Origin of the sequence: Pseudomonas sp. lyk4-TYG-107 (assembly GCF_030209055.1) — a bacterium.
Taxonomy (GTDB): Bacteria; Pseudomonadota; Gammaproteobacteria; order Pseudomonadales; family Pseudomonadaceae; genus Aquipseudomonas; species Aquipseudomonas putida_A.
Genome location: NZ_JARVST010000016.1, coordinates 12,539 through 35,757 on the forward strand (window position 1 = coordinate 12,539; position 23,219 = coordinate 35,757).

The 23,219-nt window shown below is 61.9% G+C and carries 26 protein-coding genes; 12 read left to right on the forward strand and 14 right to left on the reverse strand.

The genetic code is table 11. The features are described from left to right. The first annotated feature begins 40 nt into the window (after positions 1 to 40). Both QRN61_RS14130 and QRN61_RS14135 read left to right on the forward strand, forming a co-directional pair. Positions 41 to 475 (forward strand): MarR family transcriptional regulator, encoded by a 435-nt coding sequence (locus tag QRN61_RS14130; RefSeq protein ID WP_027613988.1) that lies wholly within the window; start codon positions 41 to 43, stop codon positions 473 to 475. A gap of 128 nt (positions 476 to 603) precedes the next feature. Then, the gene (locus tag QRN61_RS14135; protein WP_285374052.1) at positions 604 to 2,370 is read left to right on the forward strand and encodes a motility hub landmark protein FimV; all 1,767 of its coding nucleotides are present in this window, start codon (positions 604 to 606) and stop codon (positions 2,368 to 2,370) included. A 142-nt stretch (positions 2,371 to 2,512) separates the two neighbouring features. Here the strand turns inward: QRN61_RS14135 and QRN61_RS14140 are convergent, their stop codons facing one another. After that, positions 2,513 to 4,714 (reverse strand): patatin-like phospholipase family protein, encoded by a 2,202-nt coding sequence (locus QRN61_RS14140; protein ID WP_285374053.1) that lies wholly within the window; start codon positions 4,712 to 4,714, stop codon positions 2,513 to 2,515. Positions 4,715 to 4,785: 71 nt separating this feature from the next. On the opposite strand from QRN61_RS14140, the gene QRN61_RS14145 reads away from it, so the two are divergent. After that, complete coding sequence (locus QRN61_RS14145) at positions 4,786 to 5,073, forward strand: Rdx family protein (RefSeq protein WP_247840240.1); 288 nt, start codon at positions 4,786 to 4,788, stop codon at positions 5,071 to 5,073. On the opposite strand, the gene QRN61_RS14150 is transcribed toward QRN61_RS14145, so the two are convergent. After that, positions 5,067 to 5,960: a DMT family transporter gene (locus tag QRN61_RS14150; RefSeq protein WP_285374054.1), complete on the reverse strand. Its 894-nt coding sequence runs from the start codon at positions 5,958 to 5,960 to the stop codon at positions 5,067 to 5,069. The two genes, QRN61_RS14145 and QRN61_RS14150, sit on opposite strands and share 7 nt — an antisense overlap. Positions 5,961 to 6,034: 74 nt before the next feature. Then, complete coding sequence (locus tag QRN61_RS14155) at positions 6,035 to 6,799, reverse strand: AraC family transcriptional regulator (RefSeq protein ID WP_285374055.1); 765 nt, start codon at positions 6,797 to 6,799, stop codon at positions 6,035 to 6,037. A gap of 136 nt (positions 6,800 to 6,935) precedes the next feature. On the opposite strand from QRN61_RS14155, the gene QRN61_RS14160 reads away from it, so the two are divergent. Then, positions 6,936 to 7,751: a UDP-2,3-diacylglucosamine diphosphatase gene (locus tag QRN61_RS14160; RefSeq protein WP_007966031.1), complete on the forward strand. Its 816-nt coding sequence runs from the start codon at positions 6,936 to 6,938 to the stop codon at positions 7,749 to 7,751. A 116-nt stretch (positions 7,752 to 7,867) separates the two neighbouring features. Here the strand turns inward: QRN61_RS14160 and QRN61_RS14165 are convergent, their stop codons facing one another. Both QRN61_RS14165 and QRN61_RS14170 read right to left on the reverse strand, forming a co-directional pair. Further along, positions 7,868 to 8,458, reverse strand: coding sequence for an HD domain-containing protein (locus QRN61_RS14165; RefSeq protein WP_096797737.1), 591 nt, complete (start codon positions 8,456 to 8,458; stop codon positions 7,868 to 7,870). 26 nt (positions 8,459 to 8,484) lie between these two features. Further along, positions 8,485 to 8,796: an Mpo1-like protein gene (locus QRN61_RS14170; protein WP_003222750.1), complete on the reverse strand. Its 312-nt coding sequence runs from the start codon at positions 8,794 to 8,796 to the stop codon at positions 8,485 to 8,487. A 164-nt stretch (positions 8,797 to 8,960) separates the two neighbouring features. Between QRN61_RS14170 and QRN61_RS14175 the strand changes: the two genes are divergently transcribed. Further along, complete coding sequence (locus QRN61_RS14175) at positions 8,961 to 10,016, forward strand: AraC family transcriptional regulator (protein WP_218568261.1); 1,056 nt, start codon at positions 8,961 to 8,963, stop codon at positions 10,014 to 10,016. On the opposite strand, the gene QRN61_RS14180 is transcribed toward QRN61_RS14175, so the two are convergent. Then, the gene (locus QRN61_RS14180; RefSeq protein ID WP_285374056.1) at positions 9,973 to 11,427 is read right to left on the reverse strand and encodes a TrkH family potassium uptake protein; all 1,455 of its coding nucleotides are present in this window, start codon (positions 11,425 to 11,427) and stop codon (positions 9,973 to 9,975) included. The genes QRN61_RS14175 and QRN61_RS14180 overlap by 44 nt on opposite strands. Positions 11,428 to 11,548: 121 nt before the next feature. On the opposite strand from QRN61_RS14180, the gene QRN61_RS14185 reads away from it, so the two are divergent. Further along, positions 11,549 to 12,115: a nitroreductase family protein gene (locus QRN61_RS14185; protein WP_258678931.1), complete on the forward strand. Its 567-nt coding sequence runs from the start codon at positions 11,549 to 11,551 to the stop codon at positions 12,113 to 12,115. Between the two features lie 110 nt (positions 12,116 to 12,225). Here QRN61_RS14185 and QRN61_RS14190 read toward each other — a convergent pair whose 3' ends face one another. The 6 genes from QRN61_RS14190 to QRN61_RS14215 all read right to left on the reverse strand — a co-directional run bounded on the left by QRN61_RS14190 (position 12,226) and on the right by QRN61_RS14215 (position 16,751). Further along, positions 12,226 to 13,566, reverse strand: coding sequence for a sensor histidine kinase (locus QRN61_RS14190; protein ID WP_285374057.1), 1,341 nt, complete (start codon positions 13,564 to 13,566; stop codon positions 12,226 to 12,228). Between the two features lie 181 nt (positions 13,567 to 13,747). Next, a complete protein-coding gene (locus tag QRN61_RS14195; protein ID WP_027613977.1) occupies positions 13,748 to 14,197 on the reverse strand; it encodes a Spy/CpxP family protein refolding chaperone in 450 nt (149 codons plus the stop codon). Positions 14,198 to 14,460: 263 nt separating this feature from the next. Next, positions 14,461 to 15,138, reverse strand: a complete 678-nt coding sequence (locus QRN61_RS14200) for a response regulator transcription factor (RefSeq protein WP_007966021.1) — start codon at positions 15,136 to 15,138, stop codon at positions 14,461 to 14,463. A 7-nt stretch (positions 15,139 to 15,145) separates the two neighbouring features. Continuing rightward, a complete protein-coding gene (locus QRN61_RS14205; RefSeq protein WP_027613976.1) occupies positions 15,146 to 15,556 on the reverse strand; it encodes an SH3 domain-containing protein in 411 nt (136 codons plus the stop codon). 297 nt (positions 15,557 to 15,853) lie between these two features. Next, the gene (locus tag QRN61_RS14210) at positions 15,854 to 16,153 is read right to left on the reverse strand and encodes a YciI family protein (RefSeq protein WP_007966019.1); all 300 of its coding nucleotides are present in this window, start codon (positions 16,151 to 16,153) and stop codon (positions 15,854 to 15,856) included. Between the two features lies 1 nt (position 16,154). After that, a complete protein-coding gene (locus QRN61_RS14215) occupies positions 16,155 to 16,751 on the reverse strand; it encodes a septation protein A (RefSeq protein ID WP_027613975.1) in 597 nt (198 codons plus the stop codon). Positions 16,752 to 16,838: 87 nt separating this feature from the next. On the opposite strand from QRN61_RS14215, the gene QRN61_RS14220 reads away from it, so the two are divergent. The 6 genes from QRN61_RS14220 (at position 16,839) to rluB (ending at position 21,842) form a co-directional block, all read left to right on the forward strand. Beyond that, positions 16,839 to 17,702 carry a PHP domain-containing protein gene (locus QRN61_RS14220; RefSeq protein ID WP_027613974.1) on the forward strand — a complete coding sequence of 288 codons (864 nt, stop codon included), beginning with the start codon at positions 16,839 to 16,841 and terminating at the stop codon, positions 17,700 to 17,702. Positions 17,703 to 17,715: 13 nt separating this feature from the next. Further along, on the forward strand, positions 17,716 to 18,345 hold the full coding sequence (locus tag QRN61_RS14225) for an L-threonylcarbamoyladenylate synthase (protein WP_007966016.1): 630 nt from the start codon (positions 17,716 to 17,718) through the stop codon (positions 18,343 to 18,345). Next, the gene (locus tag QRN61_RS14230) at positions 18,346 to 19,167 is read left to right on the forward strand and encodes a segregation and condensation protein A (protein ID WP_007966015.1); all 822 of its coding nucleotides are present in this window, start codon (positions 18,346 to 18,348) and stop codon (positions 19,165 to 19,167) included. A gap of 11 nt (positions 19,168 to 19,178) precedes the next feature. Beyond that, a complete protein-coding gene (gene scpB / locus QRN61_RS14235; RefSeq protein WP_115987975.1) occupies positions 19,179 to 20,156 on the forward strand; it encodes an SMC-Scp complex subunit ScpB in 978 nt (325 codons plus the stop codon). Positions 20,157 to 20,287: 131 nt separating this feature from the next. Continuing rightward, complete coding sequence (locus tag QRN61_RS14240; protein ID WP_027613971.1) at positions 20,288 to 20,479, forward strand: DUF1289 domain-containing protein; 192 nt, start codon at positions 20,288 to 20,290, stop codon at positions 20,477 to 20,479. A gap of 142 nt (positions 20,480 to 20,621) precedes the next feature. Further along, positions 20,622 to 21,842: a 23S rRNA pseudouridine(2605) synthase RluB gene (gene rluB, locus QRN61_RS14245; protein ID WP_095139335.1), complete on the forward strand. Its 1,221-nt coding sequence runs from the start codon at positions 20,622 to 20,624 to the stop codon at positions 21,840 to 21,842. Between the two features lie 197 nt (positions 21,843 to 22,039). Here the strand turns inward: rluB and QRN61_RS14250 are convergent, their stop codons facing one another. Together QRN61_RS14250 and QRN61_RS14255 are read right to left on the reverse strand one after the other, a co-directional pair. Continuing rightward, positions 22,040 to 23,005 (reverse strand): M29 family metallopeptidase, encoded by a 966-nt coding sequence (locus QRN61_RS14250; RefSeq protein WP_115987974.1) that lies wholly within the window; start codon positions 23,003 to 23,005, stop codon positions 22,040 to 22,042. 71 nt (positions 23,006 to 23,076) lie between these two features. After that, complete coding sequence (locus QRN61_RS14255; RefSeq protein ID WP_003222780.1) at positions 23,077 to 23,214, reverse strand: hypothetical protein; 138 nt, start codon at positions 23,212 to 23,214, stop codon at positions 23,077 to 23,079. Between the last annotated feature and the right edge of the window lie 5 nt (positions 23,215 to 23,219).

The window sequence follows — 23,219 nt, forward strand, 5'->3', positions numbered from 1 at the left end:
TTAGTTTTTCTCTATTTGTCAGTCTACTCATGAGTGTTTTATGCCGTTAACCGATCAACACCGCTTTGGCATGCAATTGGCCCAGATGTCCCGTGGCTGGCGTGCCGAACTGGATCGCCGGCTGGCCGGTCTGGGCTTGTCCCAGGCGCGCTGGCTGGTGCTGCTGCATCTGGCGCGTTTCGAAGACGCGCCGACCCAACGTGAGCTGGCGCAAAGCGTCGGTGTCGAAGGGCCGACCCTCGCGCGCTTGCTCGACAGCCTGGAAAGCCAGGGCCTGGTGCAACGTCAGTCGGTGATGGAAGACCGCCGGGCGAAAAAAATCGTGCTCTGCGCCCCGGCGTTGCCGCTGATCGAACAAATCGAAACCATTGCCACGCAGTTGCGTCACGAATTGTTCGAAGGCGTCGACGAGGCGGATCTGAAGGTGTGCATGCGCGTTCACGGGCACATTCTGGGCAACCTGGAAAAATCTTGAGGCATAAACCGCGCGCCGGTTTTTTGAGGGATCGCGCAGAGCAGACTATAAGAACTACTGGGCAATATCGTGTTCGTACCGGATGTGCGAACGCATAGAAACCGGTTTTGCTTATTTAAGGGATGCTCATGCTCGCAAGTCGGCACGTTGTACTGCGCGGTGGCGCCAGATGGCTGCTGGTCGCTGGTGTATTCAGCTATTCGACCTGGTCGATGGCGCTGGGGTTGGGGGACATTACCGTCCATTCGGCCCTCAATCAGCCGCTCAAGGCCGACATCGCCTTGGTGGATGCCGCGGGCCTCAGTGCCAGCGACCTCTCGGCCAGCCTGGCCACCGCGGATGAATTCGGTCGGGCCGGGGTCGAGCGGGTGTTCTTCCTCAATGACCTCAGGTTCACCCCGATCCTGCATGGCAATCGCCAGATGATCCGGGTGACCTCGCGCAAACCGGTCAATGAACCCTTTCTGAATTTTCTGGTGCAGCTCAATCAGCCCAATGGCCGCCTGCTGCGCGAGTACACGCTGCTGATCGATCCACCCGGATCGCCGAGTATCGTGCCGGCCACCGACGAGCCCGATCCACGTCCGCAATCTTCTGAATTTCCCACCGTCGAACCTGCCACGGCAGTGCCTCAGGCTGCCCAGGGCAAGCGCGACGCCGCCCCTTCAGCGCCACCCGCTCCGGCGGCGCCAGCCAACGATGCCGTGGCCGAGCAATTGGCGGCCAGCGTGTTGCTCAATCAGCAGTTGCAGAAGACCGTGGACGAACTCAACGCCAGACTGCAGGCGCAAGATGTGCAGATTGCCGACGGCAAAAAGCAGGTCAGTGATCTGCAAACGCGTTTGAGCGAATTGCAAAAGCCAGCGGCACCGGCCGTTACGCCGCCAACACCCGCGCCGGTCACCACCGCGCCTGAAGCTGCCGACGATGGCCTCAACTGGCCGCTGCTCGGTGGCTTGCTGGTGCTGTTGGGATTATTGGGTACCGGGTTGTTCGTACGACGTCGCCGGCAACTGGCTGAGGGCGCGGCGCCACTGGCAGCTCTGCCGGCAGATCGGCAAACAGATCCTGAAGACCCGCCAACCACTCAATCGGCGAGCATCCGCGCAGCCACCGAACACCGTGAAGAACCGGCGGCCGGCGATGTGCTGGAGGCGGTGGGGATCTATCTGGCTTATGGGCGTTTGAGTGAGGCGGTCGGGTTGTTGCGCAATGCCATGGACAAGGAGCCCGAGCGCACCGAATTGGGTGTGCAATTGCTCGAAGTGCTGGGGCGGCAGGGCGACAGCGCTGCTTATGAACAACAGGAACACCGCCTGCGTGATGCCGGGGTGGATCCTCAGCAACTGGCCGCGATCCGTGAACGGCATCCAAAATTGACCGGCGCTGCGCCGATAACCCCGGTGCTGCCAATTGCCGCCGCCGCAGCGGTGGCGCCTGCGCCACCGGCGGCCGAGGATGATTTCGAGTTGAATCTGGGTGAGCTGTCGATGGCGTCCAGTTGGGATCTTGAAGACAGTCGTTTGACACCTGAGCAGCCCGTAGAGCGGACTGCATTGAACTCCGATCTCGAGATCCTGCCGCCGGACTTCGAGCTGCCCGAAACGGTGGCCAGCGAAGAGGCGGAGCTGGAGTGGATCCCCGAACCGGACGCGCAGCCGCTGGACGATGACTTTCTCAATGCGTTCGGCGATCCTCCGTCCACTCTGGCGCTGGAGCCGCTGAGCTTGCAGGAGCCGGAACCTGCTGTCGGGTCAGTGAAACTCGAACAGGCACAGACCTGCATTGATGATGGGGATATCGACAGCGCGATTGCCTTGCTCAATGAGTTGCTCAAGGAAGGGGATGAACCCCTCAAGCAAACGGCGCGGACGTTATTGGCGGGGATTCGCTGAAGGTTGAGTCAGCGGAATTGTTCGCTGACTGAACTATCGCCTTCGCGAGCAAGCCCGCTCCCACAGTTGGAATGCGTTTCAGTGTGGGAGCGGGCTTGCTCGCGAAGGCGGCCTGGCAGGCAATATAGATCCACCTGAATGATCAGAACGTCTGCCCCAGATTCAGATAAACCGCCTGCTCATTCGCATCATTCAAGCCATAGGTGAAGTTCAGCGGTCCCAACGGCGTATCGAAGCCGATAAACACGCTGGCGGCATTGATGTAGCCGCTGTCGAATTCATTGTCGTTGTTCCACGCCCGCCCACGCTCCAGCGAAGCCCCGGCATACAGCGGGAAGTCCAGCGGCAGATAGGAACGCGGCGTCAACCGGCGGTAGTATACGGCGCGCATCAGGCTGACGTTTTGCCCGGAAATAGAATCCTCGCGAAAGCCCGACAGCTGTCGCGCACCGCCGAGCAGGAAGCTCGACGTCACCACATTGGCATCGTCCAGCGTTCGGCCATAACGGCCGCCGAGAATCAGCGTATCCGGGCCACGGCTCATGGCTTTATCGAGCTTGAATTCCCACTGCCGGTAGCGCGTGTCCGAGCCGAGGCCCGGTTCGAATTGCATCAGGGTCAGGCTGACGTCCTTGCCCTCGTGGGGGAAGTAGACGTTGTCCAGCGAGTCGAACGAGTACTTCAGCGAGTAGAAACCTTCAGTGAAGTTTTCTCTCGGCAGGTCCTGATCGCCGATGCGCACATCCGCTTTGCCCCAGGCCTCGCCGACCCCGAAGCGGATTTCACCGTTGTTGCCGATCTGCCGGCCGAAATTGAGGCCGAAACCGTAGCGTTCGACGCGGTATTGGGCGATCGGGTCGTTGTCGAGCACCGCATCGACGTTCTGCGCTTCAAACGCAGCATACGGGGCGACGAAGTAGCGCGAGCCGACGTCCAGCGGCTGATAGAACTCGGTGTAGAGCTCCTGTTTGTCGCCGATCTGCGCCCGGGTCAGCCATTCCGCGCCGAGGCGGTTGATGCCGTTGATGCGGTAGCTGGCGCCGAGATTGAAGGCGCTGTCACCGCGCATGTCGTCTGACAGGTTCAGGCCGACCCGCAGGTAATCGGTGCCGCTGCGTTTGCCCCGGGCGCTGATCACCAGCGTGTGATCCTGGCCCTTGTGCACTACGCGGTACTGCACCTGTTCGAAGTAATCGAGGCCGTACAGCGTGCCCATGTCCGAGTGCAGTCGGCCCAGATCCAGCGGCTCGCCGATCGGCTGACGGATGTAATAGCGAATCACCTCATCGCCGACTTTCGAGTCGTTCTCGACCCTGATCGCGGTGATGATCGGCGTGCGCTGGCCTGGGGCGCGGGCCGCATTGAGTTCGGCGTCTTGAGATTGCTGAGGTTTGAGCTGAGCGAGGCGGGCGTCGAGAATCCGCGTGGCGCGGTAACCGGCGTCAATCATCTCCTGAGCCTTGCCGAAATCGGTCACGCCGAATGCCGCCAGCGCCGGCTGGATCAGCACGTCGGTGGGTTTGAGGGCGGCCAGTTGCTCTTCGGAGTTACGCCGGGTCATCAGGGTGATCGACTGGTTCAGCACATCGACCACGGTCGTCAGTTGTTTGCGGTTGCGCAGCGGCGTACCGATGTCGACCACGATTGCCACGTCGACGCCCATCTCCCGCGCGACGTCGAGCGGGATGTTGTCAGTCATGCCACCGTCCACCAGCAGCCGTCCGTCCAGTTCGACCGGGGCAAACACCGCCGGAATCGACATGCTGGCGCGGATCACCTGCGGCAGGTGGCCTTTGCGGAACACCACTTTTTCGCCATTGGCGATGTCGGTGGCCACGGCGCGGAAGGGAATCGGCAGTTTGTCGAAGTCGCGGGTATCACTGGTGTGCGCCAGCAGGCTTTCCAGCATCAGCGCCAGGTTCTGGCCCTGAATCACCCCCAGCGGCAGGCCGAGGCTACCGTCATCGCGAAAACTCAGCTGCTGTTTCACCAGAAAGTCGCGGTCGTCCTGCTTGCGGCGAAACGGCACGTCTTCGCGTGGCGGCGCGTCGGACAGCGCCTGTTGCCAGTCGATGTTCAGCGCGAGTTTTTCCAGTTCATCGATCTTGTAGCCCGAGGCATACAGGCCACCGACCACCGCGCCCATGCTGGTGCCGGCAATCGCATCGATCTTGATGCCTTGCTCCTCAAGCGCCTTGAGCACGCCGATGTGCGCCAGGCCACGGGCAGCACCGCCGGACAGCACCAGGCCGACTTTCGGGCGGGGCGCTTCGGCGGCATGCACGGTGACATTAGCAAAGAGGGGCAGGAAGCCAAGCAGCAGGCAGAACAGCAAACGGCGCATGGTGAGTCTCGGGGCAAGCGATAAAGCCGGCTATTATAGCGGCGCCCTCTGTCTCAGGAGTTTCAGCGCACATGAGCGTGAAAAAAGCGGAAGTCGTCATCACCTATTGCACCCAATGCCAGTGGCTGCTGCGCGCCGCGTGGCTGGCGCAGGAGCTGCTCAGCACCTTCGGCGATGACCTCGGCAAGGTGTCTCTGGTGCCCGGCACCGGCGGGGTGTTTCACATCAGCTGCGACGACGTGCAGATCTGGGAGCGCAAAGCCGACGGCGGCTTTCCCGAGGCCAAGGTGCTCAAGCAGCGGGTGCGCGATCAGATCGATCCTGCGCGCGACCTCGGCCACAACGACCGCACTCAGTGAGACGCGGCTTCGGCGGCGACGGTTTTCTTGTCGGCGCTGCCTGACATCCGCGCCGAGACCACGATAGCGATGATGATCAGCGCCCCCCCGATCAGCATGCGCACGGTCGGGTTTTCATCGAACAGCAACCAGGCGACGGTGATTCCGTAGACCGGCTCCATGGCGAACACCACGGCGGCGGTGCGCGCCTTGATCACCGCGAGGCTGGCGACAAACAGGCTGTGGGCGACACCGGTGCAAAACACCCCGAGCAGGCCGATCCACAGCCAGTCCAGCGCGCGCACTTCGCTCAGTTGCGGCGCAGCCACCGGCAGCAGACACAGCGCCACCACCACGTTCTGGCACAATGCGGCCTGCACCGCCGGGATGCGTCCGGAGCTGGCGCGGTTGGTCAGCGACAGCAGGGCGAACAGCAAGCCCGACAGCACCGCCCAGAGCAACCCGGTGGTGGCGCCGCTGGCCAGATCGAACGCCGGGGTCACCAGCACCAGACCGACGCTGACCAGCACCACCAGCACGATTTCATTGGCGCGGATGCGTTCGCGGAAAATCAGCCCTTCGAGAATCACCGTGAACGCCGGGAAACTGGTAAAGCCCAGGGTCGCGATGGCCACGCCGGCGACCTTCACCGCGATGAAAAAACTCACCCAGTGCCCGGCCAGCAACACGCCGCTGAGCGCCAGGCGCCGCCAGTCGACCGCCTGCAGTTTCCGCCAGCCGTGCTGACTGGCGAAGCGGGCGAAAAAGGCCAGGGCGAGCACGGCAAACGCCGCACGTCCGAAGACGATCACCGCCGGCGAGGCGGCCGCGAGTTTGCCGAACACACCGGTCAGGCCGAACATTAAAGCGCCGATATGCAGGGCGCCGAGGGCGGTACGCGGAGTCATTGCAATCCTTAATCCGAACACGGTTTCAATGTTGCCCATTGAAACGTGTTGCGGCGCAGAAGTCTGTCGGCGAACTAGCGTTTTTTGTCGCAGGAGTCGCGGCGCAACTGCCCCGGTGACGCGCCGAACTCGCGCAACACCGCCGCCGCGAACGCGCTTTGCGAACTGTAGCCGACCCGACTGGCGATCTCACCGATCGGCAGTGCCGTGTCGCGCAGCAGGCAGACTGCCTTGTGCAGGCGCCGGCTGCGAATGTAGTCCATCGGCGTCTGTCCGCATTCAGCCATGAACCGCGCATGCAGACGGGCGCTGGACAGCCCGGCGATCTGCGCCAGATCCGCCACTTGCAGCGGGTAGGCGGCGTATTGTTCGATGTGCGCATCCAGCGCTGCGTAGGGCAGGCGCCGCGCCGAATGTTCGGCAGGTCTGGCGTGATTCAGGCTGGCCAGCAGCAACACTGCGCCTTGCTGGGCGATCAGCGGATCGCTGACCGGGCTGTGTGCCAGCCAGTGGACCAATTGGCTTTGCCCGGCATCAAGCGACAATCGCGCAGGCTGGTCGAGCAAGCGCTGACTGGCGTCGGCGTGCTCGCCCAGTGAGTCGTTCAGCCATTGCCCGTCGGGCACGTCCAGCACCAGACAACGGCTGCCATCGGGGCTGCCGCAGGCGTGATGCGCGCCGCCTGGAACCACCACGAAACTCTGCTGACGCACCTGGCTGCCCTGACCCTCGACTTCGAAATCCAGCGCGCCGGACAGCCCGAACACCAGTTGCGCGTGGTCGTGGCTGTGGACGATCAGGTCGTGGGTGTATTGGCGCAGGGTGAGGATCGGGCGCATGGCAGAGGTCTCCGAAGTGAGCGCCAGTCTACACCGGGGTGACGGGCTTGCGCGCTGTCACACGACTGACGCCTGTCTGTCATGGTCGATTCACCCGGCACGTGCACAGTGGCGAAAACATCGCAGAGGGTTGCCCATGACCAGCGCCGAGCTCGCCAAACCCAGCCGCAAACAACGGGTGCGTACCTTGTGGATTTCCGACGTGCACCTGGGCACGCGGGATTGCCAGGCCGAGCACTTGTCGCAATTTCTCAAGGGCTACCACGCCGACAAGATCTACCTCGTCGGTGACATCATCGACGGCTGGAAGCTGCGCGGTGGCATGTACTGGCCGCAGGCGCACACCAACGTGATCCGTCGCCTGCTGACCATGAGCAAGCGCGGCACCGAGGTGATCTACGTCACCGGCAACCATGATGAATTCCTGCGCCGCTATTCGAAGCTGATCCTCGGCAACATCCAGTTGGTCGACGAGGCGGTGCATGTCACGGCGGATGGCCGGCACCTGCTGGTGATTCATGGCGATCAGTTCGACGTGATCACCCGTTATCACCGCTGGCTGGCCTTTCTCGGCGACTCGGCCTACGAATTCACCCTGACCCTCAACCGCTGGCTCAATCACTGGCGGGCCCGTTATGGCTACGGTTACTGGTCGTTGTCGGCGTACCTGAAACACAAGGTGAAGACGGCAGTGAGCTTCATCAGCGACTTCGAAGAAGCCATCGCCCACGAATGCGTGAAACGCGAGTTGCACGGCGTGGTCTGCGGGCACATTCACCATGCCGAGATCCGCAAGGTGGGGGAGGTGGACTACCTCAATTGCGGCGATTGGGTGGAGTCGTGCACGGCGTTGATCGAGCACTGGGACGGCACGATCGAGCTGTATCGCCTGGCGGATGCACAGGCGCGGGAGGCACAGCTCAAGGCGGCCAAGGTTGCCGAGATTGCCTGATTTTTCAGGTGTACAAAAGGGCCTCATCGCTGGCAAGCCAGCTCCCACAGGTATTGTGAACGCCACAGATCACTGTGGGAGCTGGCTTGCCAGCGATGAGGCCGGTGCAGACAACATCAGGCCGGGGCGTGTTCTTCCATCGCCGCCTTGTAGATCGAGTGCTTCGGCTGGGCAAACAACCGCTCCATCATCGGCTCGAAGAAGCTCAGCGGCAGGGTTTCATAGGCCGGGTCGAACGCCGCCGCATCGTACCTGGCGCAAAATTCCGCCGTGGCCTGATACTGCGGATGCGCGGCGAATTGCTCGCGCAGATGCCGATCCATGCCCAGGTGATGGAAGAAGTAATAACCCTGAAAGATCCCGTGCTTCTCGACCATCCACAGATTCTCGGCACTGACGAACGGTTTGAGAATCGCCGCCGCGATGTCCGGGTGATTGTAGGAGCCGAGGGTGTCGCCAATATCATGCAGCAGCGCACAGACCACATATTCCTCGTCACGACCATCGCGATAGGCGCGGGTCGCGGTTTGCAGCGAATGGGTCAGGCGATCCACCGGGAAGCCGCCGAAATCGCCTTCGAGCAACTTCAGGTGCGCGATGATCCGCGACGGCAATTGCCGAGCGTAGGCGCTGAAGTCGGCGGCGATGATCGCCCAGTCTTCCTGCGTGCCGTCTTGCATGTGAGTGAAGCGGGCATTGGCGTTCATCGGCAAGCCTCCTGGTGGGTCGGGTTTCAGAACGCCACGCGGCCGAGGATCATGTCGCGGTACATGACGAAATCGCCGAGCAGGCTGTACAGCGGATGCTGGAAAGTCGCCGGACGGTTCTTTTCAAAGAAGAAGTGGCCGACCCAGGCAAAGCTGTAACCGGCCAGCGGCAGGGCCAGCAACAGCAGCCAGGCGCCTTTGGCGATGGTCATGGCCAGAATGAAAATCACCAGCGTGGTGCCGATGAAATGCAATCGTCGGCAGGTACTGTTGGCGTGTTCGCTGAGGTAATACGGGTAGAACTCGGCGAAAGTGTTGAATTGCTTGATGTTTTCCACGACTGCGATCTCTGTGGTTATTGTTCTGACGGCAAGTTGTTCGGCGGGTAGCTTATTTGAGTCTAGAGTGAACACTGGCATCAGCCAGTGACAATGGGCGCCACTTTAGTATCCTTCGCAAATCGGGTCGTAACATGCGATCCATCATGTAAAAGAATAACGCCATGAGCGAACGAACGACTTCTGCAAGCTGGGCGATGGGGATTGTCAAAGCATTGGAGATGGACGGCCTGGATTGCCGGGTACTGTTCAAGCAACTGGGGCTCGATTACGCGGCCCTGGATGATCCGGATGCGCGCTTCCCGCAAGATTCCATGACCCGCCTCTGGCAACGGGCGGTCGAGCTGTCCGGCAACCCGGCGATCGGCCTGAACATGGGCAAGGTGGTACGCCCGGCGTCGTTCCACGTTGCCGGCTATGCCTTGATGTCGAGCAACACCCTGGCCGAAGGCTTCCAACGCCTGGTGCGTTATCAGCGGATTATCGCCGAGAGCGCCGACCTGAGTTTTCGTCTGCTCGAAGAAGGCTATGCGCTGATTCTGACGGTGCATGGCGATCACCTGCCGCCAACCCGGCAGAGCGCCGAAGCCTCGCTGGCCTGTGCGCTGGGCCTGTGCGGCTGGTTGACCGGGCGCACCCTGCATCCGGTCAAAGTGCTGTTTCAAGGCGACGAGCCCGCTGACCTGCAACCTTACCGACAAGCCTTTCATGCGCCGCTGATGTTCAACGCGCCGTACGATGCGTTGATTTTCGAACGGGCCGATATGGAAGCACCACTGCCCACCGCCAACGAGGCCATGGCGCTGCTGCACGACCGGTTTGCCGGGGAATACCTGGCGCGATTCTCTGAAAGCCGCGTGACCCACAAGGCGCGCCAGGTGTTATGCCGTTTACTGCCGCAGGGCGAACCCAAGCGCGATACCGTGGCGCAGACCCTGCATCTGTCGCAGCGCACCTTGCAGCGCCGCTTGCAGGAGGAGGGCACCAGTTTTCAGCAGTTGCTCGACGACACTCGCCGCGAACTGGCCGAGCAGTATCTGGCGCAGCCGAACATGACCTTGCTGGAGATCGCCTATCTGCTGGGGTTTGCCGATCCGAGCAACTTCTTCCGTGCGTTCCGCCGCTGGTTCGACACCACGCCCGGCGATTACCGGGCGCGGCTGTTGCAGGCGCCGGTCAGTGACGCCAAAAGGCCGGAATACACAGCACAAACACCGTAATGATCTCCAGTCGGCCGAGCAGCATGCCGAACGACAGAATCCACTTCGCGGCATCCGGCAAGGTGGCAAAGTTGCCCGCCGGGCCGATGGTCTCGCCCAGGCCCGGGCCGACGCCGGACACGGTGCTGGCAGCGCCGGTCAACGCGGTCATCCAGTCGACGCCGAGCAGCGACAGCAGCAGGGCGATCACGCAGATGGTGATGGCGAAGAAGAACGAAAAGGTCAGGATCGAACGCACGATCTCTTCGTCGAGACGGTGGCCGTTGTACTTTTGCTTGATCACCGCGCGCGGGTGAATCAGCTGGTTAAGGTTGGCCTTGAGCAGGATGTAGGCGACCTGGAAACGGAAGATCTTGATCCCGCCCGCCGTCGAGCCGGAGCAGCCGCCGACAAAGCCCAGATAGAAAAACAGCATCAGCGAGAAGTTGCCCCACAGGCTGTAGTCGCCGAGGGCAAAACCGGTGGTGGTGACCACCGACGTTACGTTCAGCGCCACGTGCCGCAGCGCTTCCAGCCAGTGCAGCTTGGTGGTCCACCAATACCAGGTGCCGAGCACCAGCCAGGTCACCAGCAACATACCGAGCAAACCCTGCACCTGTTGATCCTTGATCAGCGCCTTGCGATTGCCGCGCATGGTCGCCACGTACAGCGTGAACGGCAGGCTGCCGAGGATCATGATTACCACCGCGACCCAGTGCACCGCCGGTTGCGTCCACTTCGCCAGGGACTGGTCGGAGGTCGAGAAACCGCCGGTGGAAATCGCCGACATCGCGTGGTTGATCGCATCGAACGGGCTCATCCCGGCCCACCAGAACGCCAGGCTGCCGAGGATGGTGATACCGACGTAGGCCGCCACAATCAGGCGCGCCACCATGTGCGAGCGCGGCATGACCTTTTCCGAGCGGTCGGACGATTCGGTCTGGAACAGGCGCATGCCACCGATGCGCAGCAACGGCAGAATCGCCACCGCCATGCCGATGAAGCCGATGCCGCCGAGCCAGTGCAGCAGCGAGCGCCACATCAGAATCCCCGGGGACATGGTGTCGAGCCCGCTGAGCACGGTCGAGCCGGTGGCGGTGATGCCGGACATGCTTTCGAAGAACGAGTCGGTGTAGCTGATGTGCTGGGTCAGCAAAAACGGCAGCGCGGCGAAAATGCACACCACCAGCCAGCTGCTGACGGTCAGCAGGTACATGTCGCGCGGGCGCAGGTGAATGTGTTCCGGGCGGCCCGGAATCACCAGTGCGAGGCCGGCGACGAAGGTAATCATGCTCGCCCAGAGGAACGACGGCAGATCGCTGGTGCGCTCGAAAATCACCAGGGTGGCCATGGGCACAACCATGGCGATGGCCAGGGTGATCAGGAAGATGCCGATGATGAAACCAATGATCCGTAAGGTCGGCAACGCCATGAAGTCCGCTCGGGCTGATGTAGGAAGGGCGCCATTCTACCCGTGGGGCAGGGCATGTAAACCGGCACCCTGTTGCCGGATACCGCTAGAATAGCCGCACATTTTTCTCAGGAGGTGGCCGATGCAGGCTCTCGACGCTTTGCTCAACCGTGTTTCCGTTCCACGTCTGGTCGAACCGGCCCCTACCGCCGAGCAGCGCGAAGCCCTGTTTGGCGCAGCCCTGCGCGCGCCGGATCACGGCCACTTGCAGCCGTACCGTTTCCTCACCGTCGAAGGCGCGGCACGTGAGCAAATGGGCGAGTTGCTGGCCGAAGCGGCGCAGATGCAGGAAGGCGAAGTCACTGAAGCGATGATCGACAAGGCGCGCAACGGCCCGCTGCGGGCGCCGCTGGTGGTCGTGGTGATCGCGAAACTGCAGGATCACGTTAAGTATCCGAAGGCCGAGCAGTTGCTGGCGGCGGGGTGTGCGGCTCACGGGATTCTGCTGGCGGCGTATGCTCAGGGGATCGGGGCGGTGTGGCGTACTGGTGATCTGGCGTATTCGAAACATGTGGCCCAAGGGTTGGGGCTGGCAGAGGGCGAAGAGGTGATCGCGTTCCTGTATCTCGGCACGCCGCAGAAGGAGCCGCGTGTGGCCGAGAAGGTTGATCTGGCCGAATTCGTCAGCGCCTGGCCGGGCAAGGCCTGACACCACCGATCAAATGTAGGAGTGAGCCTGCTCGCGATAGCGGTGGATCAGTCAATGAATTTTCGTCTGATCCACCGCTATCGCGAGCAGGCTCACTCCTACAGTTTTGATCAGGGTTGCACGACGGCGCCCGGCACTAACGGCAATTCCAGGCTGGCGACAAACCCGCCCTCAGGATGATTGGCCAGCAGCAGGCTCCCGCCATGCCGCTCCGCCGCGCGCCTGGCAATCGCCAACCCCAGACCATGTCCCGGCGCCGTCTGACCCGGCGCCCGGTAGAACGGCTCGCCCAACTGGCTCAGATGCTCGGCCTGCACGCCCGGCCCGTGGTCGCGCACACTCACCACAATTCGTTCGCCCTGACGCGTGGCCTGCATCTCGATTGCCTGATCCACCGGGTTGAAGCGTTGGGCGTTGCGCAAAAGGTTATCGACGGCGCGCTCGATCATGGTCGGCCAGCCGGTCAGTGTCAGGTGTGGTTCGGCATCCAGGCGCACGGTCTGCTCCGGCGAGCCAAGTTGCGCGTCTTTCTGCAGGGTGCCGAGCAGCGCATTCAGGTCTACTTCTTCAGCACTGGCGTTGTCGGCATCGACTCGCGCCAGCACCAGAATCTCGCTGATCAGCGCTTCCAGCCGATCACATTCGCGGGTCAGGCGTGGCCAGAGCTTTTCCCGTTCTTCCGGGTTGGCCCGTTCCGCCAGTGCCAGCGCAATCCGCAGTCGCGCCAAAGGTGAACGCAGTTCGTGGGACACATCGCGCAGCAACTGGCGCTGACTGCCGATCAGGCTTTGCAGGCGCGCGCCCATGCGGTTGAAGTCGTTGGCCAGCACGCCGAACTCATCGCGACGGTTGGCCAGTTTCGCCAGGCTGTTCTGCTGATAGGTGGTCTGCCCCAGATCATGCACCGCACCGCGTAAACGACTGAGCGGGCGGGTGATGGAGAAGGTCACCAGCAGGCTGAACAGGGTCAGCACCACCAGCGCAATGCCCAGCGCACTCAGCGGCCAGAGCAGGCTTTCGCGGTGCCAGGCGTCGAGCTCCGGGTGCGGGATGCGGAAGATGAACAGATAGGTGTCGCCGGTTTTTTCGCTGGTGAATTCGTCGGTCAGGCGCCGCCAGGGCAGGCGTCGGTCATCGTTGTTCTGCCGGGCTTCGAAGGCGGCGGCGCGACGCGGGAAGGTGCCACGCACCACCGGGTCGCCGCTTTCGTTCAGCACCTGGACATCGATGTGATATTGGCGTTTGCGCTGTTCGAGGATGTCCTGCGCGGCGTCTTCGCCCTGGGCTTCGTAGGTTTGCGTCCATTCGGCGGCCAGAGTGTTGAGGCCGGGATGGCGGCTGAGGATCCACGCGTCCTGGTTGAGCATGTGCCCGAGCAGAATCGACAGCCCCGCCACCAGAGCAATGGCCAGCCAGAAGCTCGCGAGAATACGCCAGAACAATGAACGCACAGAAAATCCTCAATCAAACAAAAAACTCAACAATGTGGGAACGGGCTTGCTCGCGAATGCGGTGTGTCAGTCAACATTACTTTGTCTGATACACCGTATTCGCGAGCAAGCCCGCTCCCACATTTGGATTGAGTGGCAACAGAACCGACGGCGCTTAGCCGTCGGATCCGAGGTTATCGCATTATTGCGCTTTTTGCGGTTGTTGCGCTTTCCACGCTTTGAACTCGGCCCATTCGGCGCGGCGTTCAGCCTGTTTCTTCTGGATCTCGTCGAACTTCTTCTGTTGATCCGGTTTCAGCAGGTTGCGTACGTCAGCTTCGGCTTTCTTGTGGTTGGCGGCCATCTCGTCTTTCATGGCTTTCTGGTCCGCCGGCGAGAGTTTTTCCAGGTACTTCTCGACCACCTGGCGACGCTCGTGCATCTGCTCGCCCATGATCTTGCGGATCTGATCGCGCTGTTCGCGGGACAGGTCGAGTTGGCTGTACGGGCCTTTGCCGTGTTCGCCGTGCATCTGACCGCCGTGGCGTGGGCCGTCGAGCGGGCCACCCATGGGGCCGCCATCCTGTGGCACAGCCATGGCGACGGTTGGCAGAGCGGCAGCGAACATCAGAGCGATAAGAGTCTTGCGCATGGTGTATCTCCTTGTCTCGTTCCCGGTACGTTCCGGATGAGTTCAGATTACGGAGATCAAGGTCAGCGGCGGTCAGCGCTGCGTAAAGCTTGGGTAAAGACGCTTCGTACCCGACCTGACAAATATCTCTGGCAATCCGCCTGTGGCGAGGGAGCTTGCTCCCGCTGGGCAGCGAAGCGGCCCCTCGCTTTTCAAATCAAAAACGAGGGACTGCTGCGCAGTCCAGCGGGAGCAAGCTCCCTCGCCACAGAGAAGCAAACGGTTTACAGGCTGTAGTAATAACCACGGCTGCGCAGGGCGACGATTCGCGGGCGACCGTCGGGGTGGGGGCCGATCTTCTTGCGCAGGTTGCTGACGTGCATGTCGAGGCTGCGGTCGTACAGGGTCAGCTTGCGGCCGAGGGCCAGTTGCGCCAGTTCCTGTTTGTCCAGCGGCTCGCCGGGCTGCTTGAGCAGGGCTTCGAGCAAACGACTTTCGGAAACGGTGAGAGTCAGTTCTTTCTCGTCGATGCTGACCACGCCACGCACCGGGCTGAAGCTCAGGTCGCCGAGTTCGAGCTGGGTCGACACGGCAGCCGGGTGACTGCGGCGCAGCACGGCGCGCAGGCGAGCGGTGAGTTCACGCGGATCGCAGGGTTTGGCCAGGTAATCGTCGGCGCCCAGCTCCAGACCGAGGATGCGATCCAGCGGTTCGCCCCGGGCCGAGAGCATCAGCACTGGCAAATCGGCGTGTTCGCTGCGCAATTGCTTGAGCAGTTCCAGACCGCTGCCGTCGGGCAGCATCACGTCCAGCACCACCGCCGCCGGGGCGGATTCGGCCAACGCTTTGCGCGCGCTCTGGCCATCGTGGCAGGCGCGTACCTGGAAGCCTTCCTGGCTCAGCCAGCTACTCAGGAGTTCGCACAACTCCTGGTCATCATCAATCAGTAACAGCTCGCTCATGACTCACTCAATTTAGCCATTGCCGACGTTTTCGGCTTGCTCCACTGGCAAAGATACCGCACAGCAGCGCCAATAGCGCTACCCCGGCGCCGGTGACGAACCATTGTTGCTGTTCGGTCAACAGACGCGGCAATGGACTGGCCTGGGCTTCCTTGAGTTGCAGCTTCAGGCGCTGGTTCTCCTGACGCAACCGGGCAAGCTGGGCGCTTTCGCGGGTGTTATCGGCATTTTGCAGTTGTTTGCTCAGTTCTTCCCGCTGCTGCTCGCTGGCCTTCAGGCGCTGCTGCAGTTCGGTAATCTGACTGCCGGCACTTAACGACAATGGCGTGGAGCTGCCGCTTTCGGTGGTTTCCTCACCATGGGCGGGCGCCATGATCGACAACGTGACCCACATCAGACACAACGGACCTTTGCGCATTGCGATTCCTGCTTGCAAATGGATATTGGGCAGGTTGTCGGCAGGCAAACGAGAATAATGAGCGATTGAGAGCGGTGAGAAGCGTGAAGGTTCAGTGCTTGGAGTGGGTTGAGTGTGGCGAGAGAGCTGTTGTGGTGAGGGGATTCAGCGAAACGTCGCACCGCCCCGATGGGCTGCGAAGCAGACCTGAAATGGGAGCATGCGGTGTGTCAGGCACACCGCATTGGATGGCTTTGGGTTGCTGCGCAACTATCGGGGATAAATCCCCTCGCCACAGAGCCCCTCCACATTCCTTGGTTACGGCAAGACTTGCTTGAACGGCTTGACGATCACGTTGGCGTACACGCCGGCGGCGATGTACGGATCGGCGTCGGCCCAGGCCTGGGCGGCGCTCAGGGAGTCGAATTCGGCGACGATCAGGCTGCCGGTGAAACCCGCAGCGCCCGGATCATTGCTGTCGACCGCCGGGTGCGGGCCGGCCAGTACGATGCGGCCTTCGCCCTTGAGCACTTGCAGGCGTTCGAGGTGGGCCGGGCGCGCGGCGAGGCGGGCTTCGAGCGAGTTGGCGACGTCGGTGGCAATGATTGCGTAAAGCATGTCAGTCCTCGGTTTTTGGCGTGGTGGTATCGGCGTCATGCAGATGGCGGGACAGGTAGATGCCCTGACCGACCAGGAACAGCACGGTCATGCCCAGGCTGCCGAACACCTTGAAGTCGACCCAGATGCTCTGGAAGGTGAACGCCACGAACAGGTTGGCAGCCCCGCAGAACAGGAAAAAGGCGATCCAGGCGATGTTGAGGCGGGTCCAGACCGGATCCGGCAGGGTCAGCGCGTGGCCCATGATGCGTTTGATCAGCAGGCGGTCACCGATGAAGTGGCTGCCGATGAATGCCAGGGCGAACAGCCAGTTGACCACCGGGGCTTTCCATTTGAGGAAGGTCTCGCTGTGGAAGGCCAGGGTCAGGCTGCCGAACACCAGGCAGGCGATCAGGGTCAGCCATTGGCTCTTCTCCAGCTTGCGCTGTTTGATGAACAACGCGCCGTAGACCACCAGGGAGCTGATGATCAGCATCGCCGTGGCGCTGTAAATACCGCCTACAGTGACCTCGTGGCCGGCGATATCGACAACCCGTGGATCAAGTTTGTAAACGATGAAGAACAGCAGAAGCGGGATGAAATCGATGAATTGTTTCACAGTGAGAGCCAGAAGCTGGATGTGGCGGCATAATAACAAACATATGGGCGCGCGATAGCGCCAGCTGATTTGAGGTTACAACTCCCCGTGAATGTTGATTTGCACTGCCACAGCACGGCCTCCGATGGCGCCCTGGCGCCGGCGGTTCTGGTTGCGCGTGCGTTCGAAAACGGCGTGCGAGTCCTGGCGTTGACCGATCATGACACCCTCGAAGGCCTCGCCGAAGCGCGCAGCGCCGCCGAAGAACTGGGCATGCAACTGGTCAATGGCGTCGAACTGTCCTGCACCTGGGGCGGCGCGACCATCCACGTGCTGGGCTACGGTTTCGACGTCAACGCCGCGCCACTGGTCGAGGCGATCGCCCGATTGCACGATGGCCGCTGGCTGCGGTCGGAAGAAATAAGCCGCAAGCTCGGCCTCAAAGGTATGCCCGGTGCCCTCGACGGCGCCCGGCAGATCCAGCAGGAGCTGGGCGACAGCGGTAACGCGCCGGCCCGCCCGCATTTTGCCGACTGGATGGTGCGTGAAGGTTTTGTAAAGGATCGCGCTGAGGCGTTCCGCAAATGGCTCGGCGCCGGCAAGCTGGGTGACGTCAAACAGCACTGGCCGACGCTGGAAGACACCGTCGGCACCCTGCGCGCCGCCGGAGCGTGGGTCAGTCTGGCGCATCCATGGCACTACGATTTCACCCGCAGCAAGCGCCGAAAGCTGATTGCCGACTATATTCAAGCGGGCGGGCATGCAATCGAAGTGGTCAATGGCCATCAGCCCGCGGAACAGGTCGGCAGCCTGGCAATCCTTGCCCGCGAGTTCGGTCTGCTGGTCAGCGCCGGCAGTGATTTCCATGGCCCTGGAGGCTGGTCCGAGATTGGCCAGTACCGGCCGGTTCCCGAGGACCTTCCACCCCTGTGGTGTCGGTTCAAACATGACACAGATATTGCCGCCGTCTGAACAGGTAGAAAACGTGAGTCAATTTTTCCAGATCCATCCGGAAAACCCGCAAGCGCGCCTGATCAAACAGGCGGTCGAGATCATCCGCAAGGGCGGGGTGGTGATTTATCCCACGGACTCTTCCTACGCCATCGGTTGCCAGATCGGCGACAAGACCGCGATCGAGCGCGTGCGCCGTCTGCGTCAGCTCGACGAGAAGCACAACTTTGCGCTGATCTGCAGCGACCTGTCGCAACTGGGCAACTACGCCAAGATCGACACCGGCACTTTCCGCATTCTCAAGGCGCATCTGCCGGGGCCTTACACCTTTATCCTCAACGCCACCCGTGAAGTGCCGCGCCTGTTGCTGCATCCGAAAAAACGCACCATCGGCCTGCGGGTGCCGAGCCATCCGATTGCCCTGGCGTTGCTGGCCGAACTCGGCGAGCCGCTGATGAGCGTGACCCTGATCATGCCCGGCGACGAAGATCCGCTGAGCGATCCGTACGAAATGCGTCAATTGCTCGAACACCAGGTGGACCTGATCATCGACGGCGGTTTCGGCGGGATCAAGGCGTCCACCGTGATTGACCTGACCGGCGACGACCCGGAAGTGATCCGCGTCGGTTGCGGCGACCCCGCGCCGTTCATGGTCGAGGCCTGAATGTCCGCAGTGGAAACCGTTGTCGATCCCCAGGCCGGCGCCCAGCAGGAACTGCCGTTTGCCATGGTCTATGGCCAGGCGGTCACGGAAATGCCGCTGGACCTGTACATCCCGCCGGATGCGCTGGAAGTGTTTCTCGAAGCCTTCGAAGGCCCGCTCGACTTGCTGCTGTACCTGATCCGCAAACAGAACATCAACATCCTCGACATCCCGGTGGCGGAAATCACCCGCCAGTACATGGGCTATGTCGAATTGATGCAGTCGGTGCGTCTGGAGCTGGCCGCCGAGTATCTGGTGATGGCGGCGATGCTGGCCGAGATCAAGTCGCGGATGCTCCTGCCGCGCGCCGAAACCGTCGAAGACGAAGAGGACGACCCGCGCGCTGAACTGATCCGTCGCCTGCAGGAATACGAGCGCTTCAAGGCTGCCGCCGAAGGCATCGACGGCCTGAGCCGGGTCGGTCGCGATGTGGTCGTGCCCAAGCTCGACGCCCCGGAAGCCCGGGCGCGCAAGCTGTTGCCGGACGTCGCGCTGGAAGAGATTTTGATGTCCATGGCCGAAGTGCTGCGCAGGGGTGACATGTTCGAGAGCCACCAGGTCAGCCGCGAGGCACTGTCGACCCGCGAGCGCATGAGCGATGTGCTGGAACGGCTCAAGGGCGGCGGCTTTGTGCCGTTCGTCGAGCTGTTCACCGCCGAGGAAGGTCGCCTCGGTGTGGTGGTGACCTTTATGGCGATCCTTGAACTGGTCAAGGAATCCTTGGTCGAGCTGGTGCAGAATGAGCCGTTCGCCGCGATCCACGTGCGAGCCCGAGCCGAATAACGAGTCGAAACATGAACCTGACTGAACCCCGCGAGCTGGCGCCCCTGCTTGAAGCCTTTCTGTTGGCCTCGGGAAAACCGCAATCGCTTGAACGCCTCTACGAACTGTTCGAAGAAGGCGAACGGCCCGAACCGCCGGTCTTCAAGAAAGCCCTGAGCCTGCTGGCCAAGTCCTGCGAGGGCCGCGCGTTCGAACTCAAGGAAGTCGCCTCCGGCTACCGCCTGCAGATCCGCGAGAAGTTTTCGCCGTGGGTCGGACGCTTGTGGGAAGAGCGGCCGCAGCGCTATTCCCGGGCGCTGCTGGAAACCATGGCGCTGATTGCCTATCGCCAGCCGATCACTCGCGGCGAGATCGAAGACGTGCGGGGCGTGGCGGTCAACACCAACATCGTCAAGACGCTGATCGAGCGCGAGTGGATCCGCATCGTCGGTTACCGCGACGTGCCGGGCAAACCGGCGATGTTCGCCACCACCAAGGCGTTTCTCGATCATTTCAACCTGAAAAACCTCGAAGACTTGCCACCGCTGGCCGAACTGCGCGAGATGGAAACCGAGCCAGTCCTCGATTTCGACGACGCACCGGTGCCGCAGGGCCTGCAGGAACAGGCCGACGCCAGCGCCGAGCCGGAAGAGCCGAAGGAAGAAACCAGTTTCCACACCTTGCTGCTGGAGCTGGACAGCATGGAGGAGGGGATCAAGACCGACTTCGATGATTTGTTGCGCGATGCCGCGGATGGTGAAGCGTCGACGACTGAGCCGGAAGTCGAGACCGTCGAGCCGGTGATTGAAGTTGAACTTGAGGCCGAGCCTGAAGCCGAACCGGAAGAGGATGTGCTGGGCGTTGCCGAGGCCCGGGAAAAACTCCTGGCCGCCGTCGCCGCCCTCGAACAACCAGTGCCAGAACCTGAACCCGAGCTGAGCGAAGAAGAAGCTGAAGCCCGTGCGCTGGCGGAAGCCATCGAAGCCGAACGTCGCGAGTTCGAGGACTGATAACGAACAACTGTGGGAGCGAGCCTGCTCGCGAATGCGGCGTGTCAGACAACGTTGATGTCGACTGACAGGACCCTTTCGCGAGCAGGCTCGCTCCCACATTTGGATCTACGTTCAGCCAGGAGATGCTGATGAGCTCAACCAAAGACCCGTGCATCAGCCTGTGCAAGTTCAGCGACGACATCTGTCTCGGCTGTGGCCGCAGCAAGCGCGAGATCCGTGCCTGGAAGAAACTCGACAAGGACGACAAGCGCACGGTATTGGCCGAAGCCGCGCTGCGCCTGATCAAACTCGGTGGCGCCGGTCGGCGGAAAAACAAATAACTGGCGATCGATCAGCTAGTCTCTGATGCGCGATGGCGCACATCCGCGTATGATTCGCGACCCTTCGGCGATCCCTTCGCCCGAAAACCAGATTTCAATGCTTCAGGCGTCGCCTGAGCAGACCACACCGGGAGGTGCCCAGATGAGTGACATCAATCAGCAAGACGACCAGGAAATCGGCCCAGCAGGCGAAAAGCTGCAGAAAGTCCTCGCCCGTATCGGCGTCGGCTCGCGCCGTGACGTCGAAGCCTGGATCAGCCAGGGCCGGATCAAGGTCAATGGCAAAGACGCCACCCTCGGCCTGCGCGTCGACATGCACGACGCCATCACCATCGATGGCAAGGTGATCAAGCGCGAAGAGGCTGCCGAATCGGTGCGCCGCGTGATCATGTACAACAAGCCCGATGGCGAGATCTGCACCCGTGACGACCCGGAAGGCCGTCCGACCGTGTTCGACAAGCTGCCGCGTCCGAAAGAAGGCCGCTGGATCAACATCGGTCGTCTCGACATCAACACCACCGGTCTGCTGATGTTCACCACTGACGGTGAGCTGGCCAACCGCCTGATGCACCCGTCCTACGAGATGGACCGTGAGTACGCCGTGCGTGTACGCGGTGAAGTCGACGATGAAATGATCGAGCGCCTGAAGGCTGGCGTGGTGCTGGAAGACGGCCCGGCGCGCTTCACCGACATTCAACAGGCACCGGGCGGCGAAGGCTTCAACCACTGGTATCACTGCGTGGTGATGGAAGGCCGTAACCGTGAGGTTCGTCGTCTGTGGGAATCTCAAGGGCTGGTGGTCAGCCGTCTGAAGCGCGTGCGTTTCGGTCCGGTGTTCCTCAACTCTGATCTGCCGATGGGCCGCTGGCGCGAAATGAGCCAGTACGAAGTCGACGTGCTGAGTGCCGAAGTCGGTCTGACCCCGGTGGCGATGCCGCAACTCAACGCCAAGAGCAAGGACAAGCTGGAACGTATGCAGCGCAAATCGTCGCGGCCGATGGCCAAGACCGAGCGCGTGCGTACCCTGCGTCCAGCCGCTGGCGCGCCGACCGGTCCGCGTCCGAGCCGCGAGCCGCAGATCGAAGGCGAGCGTCCTGGCCGCAAGCCGGTTGCCCGTGATGGCGAGCGCGCACCGCGCCCGGCCAACGGTCGTACCGAGCGTGGCGAAGGTCGTGCGCCGGCCGGTCGCGGTACGCCGGTGGCGGATCGTCCTGCCGACACCACCAACAAGCGTCCGGCCAAGCCTGCACCGAAGCGTCCGGGGATCAAACTGGTCGACGGCGACAAGCCGTCGGGCAAGCGTCGTGGTGCTCCGGCCGGTTCCGGTCAGCGTCCGGGTTTCGGTCGCAAGAAGCCGGAATAAGCAGTTGTGAGCTTTGAGCGGCAAGCTTCGAGCTAAAGCAAAAAACGCCAACCGCAGGGTTGGCGTTTTTTTTCGTCTGGCGGAAGGTATGTAGCGTCTGATTCGGCCTCTTCGCGAGCAGGCTAGCTCCCACATTAGAATTGCGTCGAACACAAATCTCCTGTGGGAGCGAGCCTGCTCGCGAAGGCGTCGGTCGCCTAAAACACAAACCGCCCATCAAACACTGGCTTGTCATCCAGCGCCAACACCCCGCCGGAGAAGATCAGGTCCAGGTGATGACTGCCCTTGGCCCCACCGCCCAGTCCCAGATGCAACCCACAATGCCGCTCTTCGAACCCGGCATTGCGCGCATACAGATCTTTCACCCCTTCATTGGTACCAATCCCCAATTCCTCGATGCGTCGGTTTGACGGATTGGCGTCCAGGTACTTGTTGAAATCATGCTCCAGCCCCGGAACGTCGGTGGCGATGCGGCTGATGGTCGAGTTCTCGATCCACAGTTCCAGTGGCGACTCGAGCACGCCGTACTTGCGGGCGAAGGGGATGGTGCTGAGGAACGTGCCCTTGAATTTCACATGGCCGTTGATGGCTTCGCTGTGGGTGGCGATTTCGCCGGGGGCCAGATCGAAGTTGCCGACACCGTTGATGTCGGTCCACTTCTTGATGCTGCTCAGCGGCGTTTCAAACCAGGAGCCGTGGTCGTCCTTGAAACTCAGCGTCGTCGCTTGGGACATGCGCTGGATCAAGTGGCTGTTGAGCCCGGCGATGCGCTGCGGGGTGACGCTGAAAGTGTCGTAGAAATAGTCGCCGTAATCCTTGAACAGCAGCGACTTCTTCCAGTTTTCCGCCATCACGCCCTGCAGGGCGCGGACGAACTCCGGGCCGTCGGGGCGCGGGTTGGGCAGGGTGGAAGAGTCGTAGAAGAAAATGTACAGATCGCTGTCGGCAATCGCCGCGGTCAGCGTTGCGGTGCTTTCCAGGTCCAGGCGACGGGCACTGAACGTGAAGCGGGGATGATCGCCGGCCTGTTCGGCGATGGCGCCGGTCAAGGCTTCGTAATCGGCGGTGTGGCCGAGCAGTACCTTCGCCGAATCGAGACCGGCAAGGGCAGGGTGATGTTCGAGGTAGTAAAGGAAATGCGAGATCGCGCGGAGCTTATCCATGAGTCCTCCCTGACTGACCGTGAATAAAGCGGCAGGCACGACCGGCCGGATCGTGCCTGCCCGGGGATGTCTTACAGAGGCCACATCGCCGTGCCGAACGGAACCACCGCGTCGGCTTGCATCATTTCCACAGCCGCCTCATGGGTCGGTGCTTCGAACCATTCGTCCAGTTGCAGTTCGGTGTCCAGGTCTTTTTCCAGTGCTTGCATGGTCG

What these genes read in the sequence shown, in the direction of transcription:
- QRN61_RS14130 (WP_027613988.1), top strand. Translation starts at nt 41, where the DNA reads ATGCCGTTAACCGATCAACACCGCTTTGGCATGCAATTGGCCCAGATG.
- QRN61_RS14135 (WP_285374052.1), top strand. Translation starts at nt 604, where the DNA reads ATGCTCGCAAGTCGGCACGTTGTACTGCGCGGTGGCGCCAGATGGCTG.
- QRN61_RS14140 (WP_285374053.1), bottom strand. Translation starts at nt 4,714, where the DNA reads ATGCGCCGTTTGCTGTTCTGCCTGCTGCTTGGCTTCCTGCCCCTCTTT.
- QRN61_RS14145 (WP_247840240.1), top strand. Translation starts at nt 4,786, where the DNA reads ATGAGCGTGAAAAAAGCGGAAGTCGTCATCACCTATTGCACCCAATGC.
- QRN61_RS14150 (WP_285374054.1), bottom strand. Translation starts at nt 5,960, where the DNA reads ATGACTCCGCGTACCGCCCTCGGCGCCCTGCATATCGGCGCTTTAATG.
- QRN61_RS14155 (WP_285374055.1), bottom strand. Translation starts at nt 6,799, where the DNA reads ATGCGCCCGATCCTCACCCTGCGCCAATACACCCACGACCTGATCGTC.
- QRN61_RS14160 (WP_007966031.1), top strand. Translation starts at nt 6,936, where the DNA reads ATGACCAGCGCCGAGCTCGCCAAACCCAGCCGCAAACAACGGGTGCGT.
- QRN61_RS14165 (WP_096797737.1), bottom strand. Translation starts at nt 8,458, where the DNA reads ATGAACGCCAATGCCCGCTTCACTCACATGCAAGACGGCACGCAGGAA.
- QRN61_RS14175 (WP_218568261.1), top strand. Translation starts at nt 8,961, where the DNA reads ATGAGCGAACGAACGACTTCTGCAAGCTGGGCGATGGGGATTGTCAAA.
- QRN61_RS14180 (WP_285374056.1), bottom strand. Translation starts at nt 11,427, where the DNA reads ATGGCGTTGCCGACCTTACGGATCATTGGTTTCATCATCGGCATCTTC.
- QRN61_RS14185 (WP_258678931.1), top strand. Translation starts at nt 11,549, where the DNA reads ATGCAGGCTCTCGACGCTTTGCTCAACCGTGTTTCCGTTCCACGTCTG.
- QRN61_RS14195 (WP_027613977.1), bottom strand. Translation starts at nt 14,197, where the DNA reads ATGCGCAAGACTCTTATCGCTCTGATGTTCGCTGCCGCTCTGCCAACC.
- QRN61_RS14200 (WP_007966021.1), bottom strand. Translation starts at nt 15,138, where the DNA reads ATGAGCGAGCTGTTACTGATTGATGATGACCAGGAGTTGTGCGAACTC.
- QRN61_RS14205 (WP_027613976.1), bottom strand. Translation starts at nt 15,556, where the DNA reads ATGCGCAAAGGTCCGTTGTGTCTGATGTGGGTCACGTTGTCGATCATG.
- QRN61_RS14210 (WP_007966019.1), bottom strand. Translation starts at nt 16,153, where the DNA reads ATGCTTTACGCAATCATTGCCACCGACGTCGCCAACTCGCTCGAAGCC.
- QRN61_RS14230 (WP_007966015.1), top strand. Translation starts at nt 18,346, where the DNA reads ATGTCCGCAGTGGAAACCGTTGTCGATCCCCAGGCCGGCGCCCAGCAG.
- scpB (WP_115987975.1), top strand. Translation starts at nt 19,179, where the DNA reads ATGAACCTGACTGAACCCCGCGAGCTGGCGCCCCTGCTTGAAGCCTTT.
- QRN61_RS14240 (WP_027613971.1), top strand. Translation starts at nt 20,288, where the DNA reads ATGAGCTCAACCAAAGACCCGTGCATCAGCCTGTGCAAGTTCAGCGAC.
- rluB (WP_095139335.1), top strand. Translation starts at nt 20,622, where the DNA reads ATGAGTGACATCAATCAGCAAGACGACCAGGAAATCGGCCCAGCAGGC.
- QRN61_RS14250 (WP_115987974.1), bottom strand. Translation starts at nt 23,005, where the DNA reads ATGGATAAGCTCCGCGCGATCTCGCATTTCCTTTACTACCTCGAACAT.
- QRN61_RS14255 (WP_003222780.1), bottom strand. Translation starts at nt 23,214, where the DNA reads ATGCAAGCACTGGAAAAAGACCTGGACACCGAACTGCAACTGGACGAA.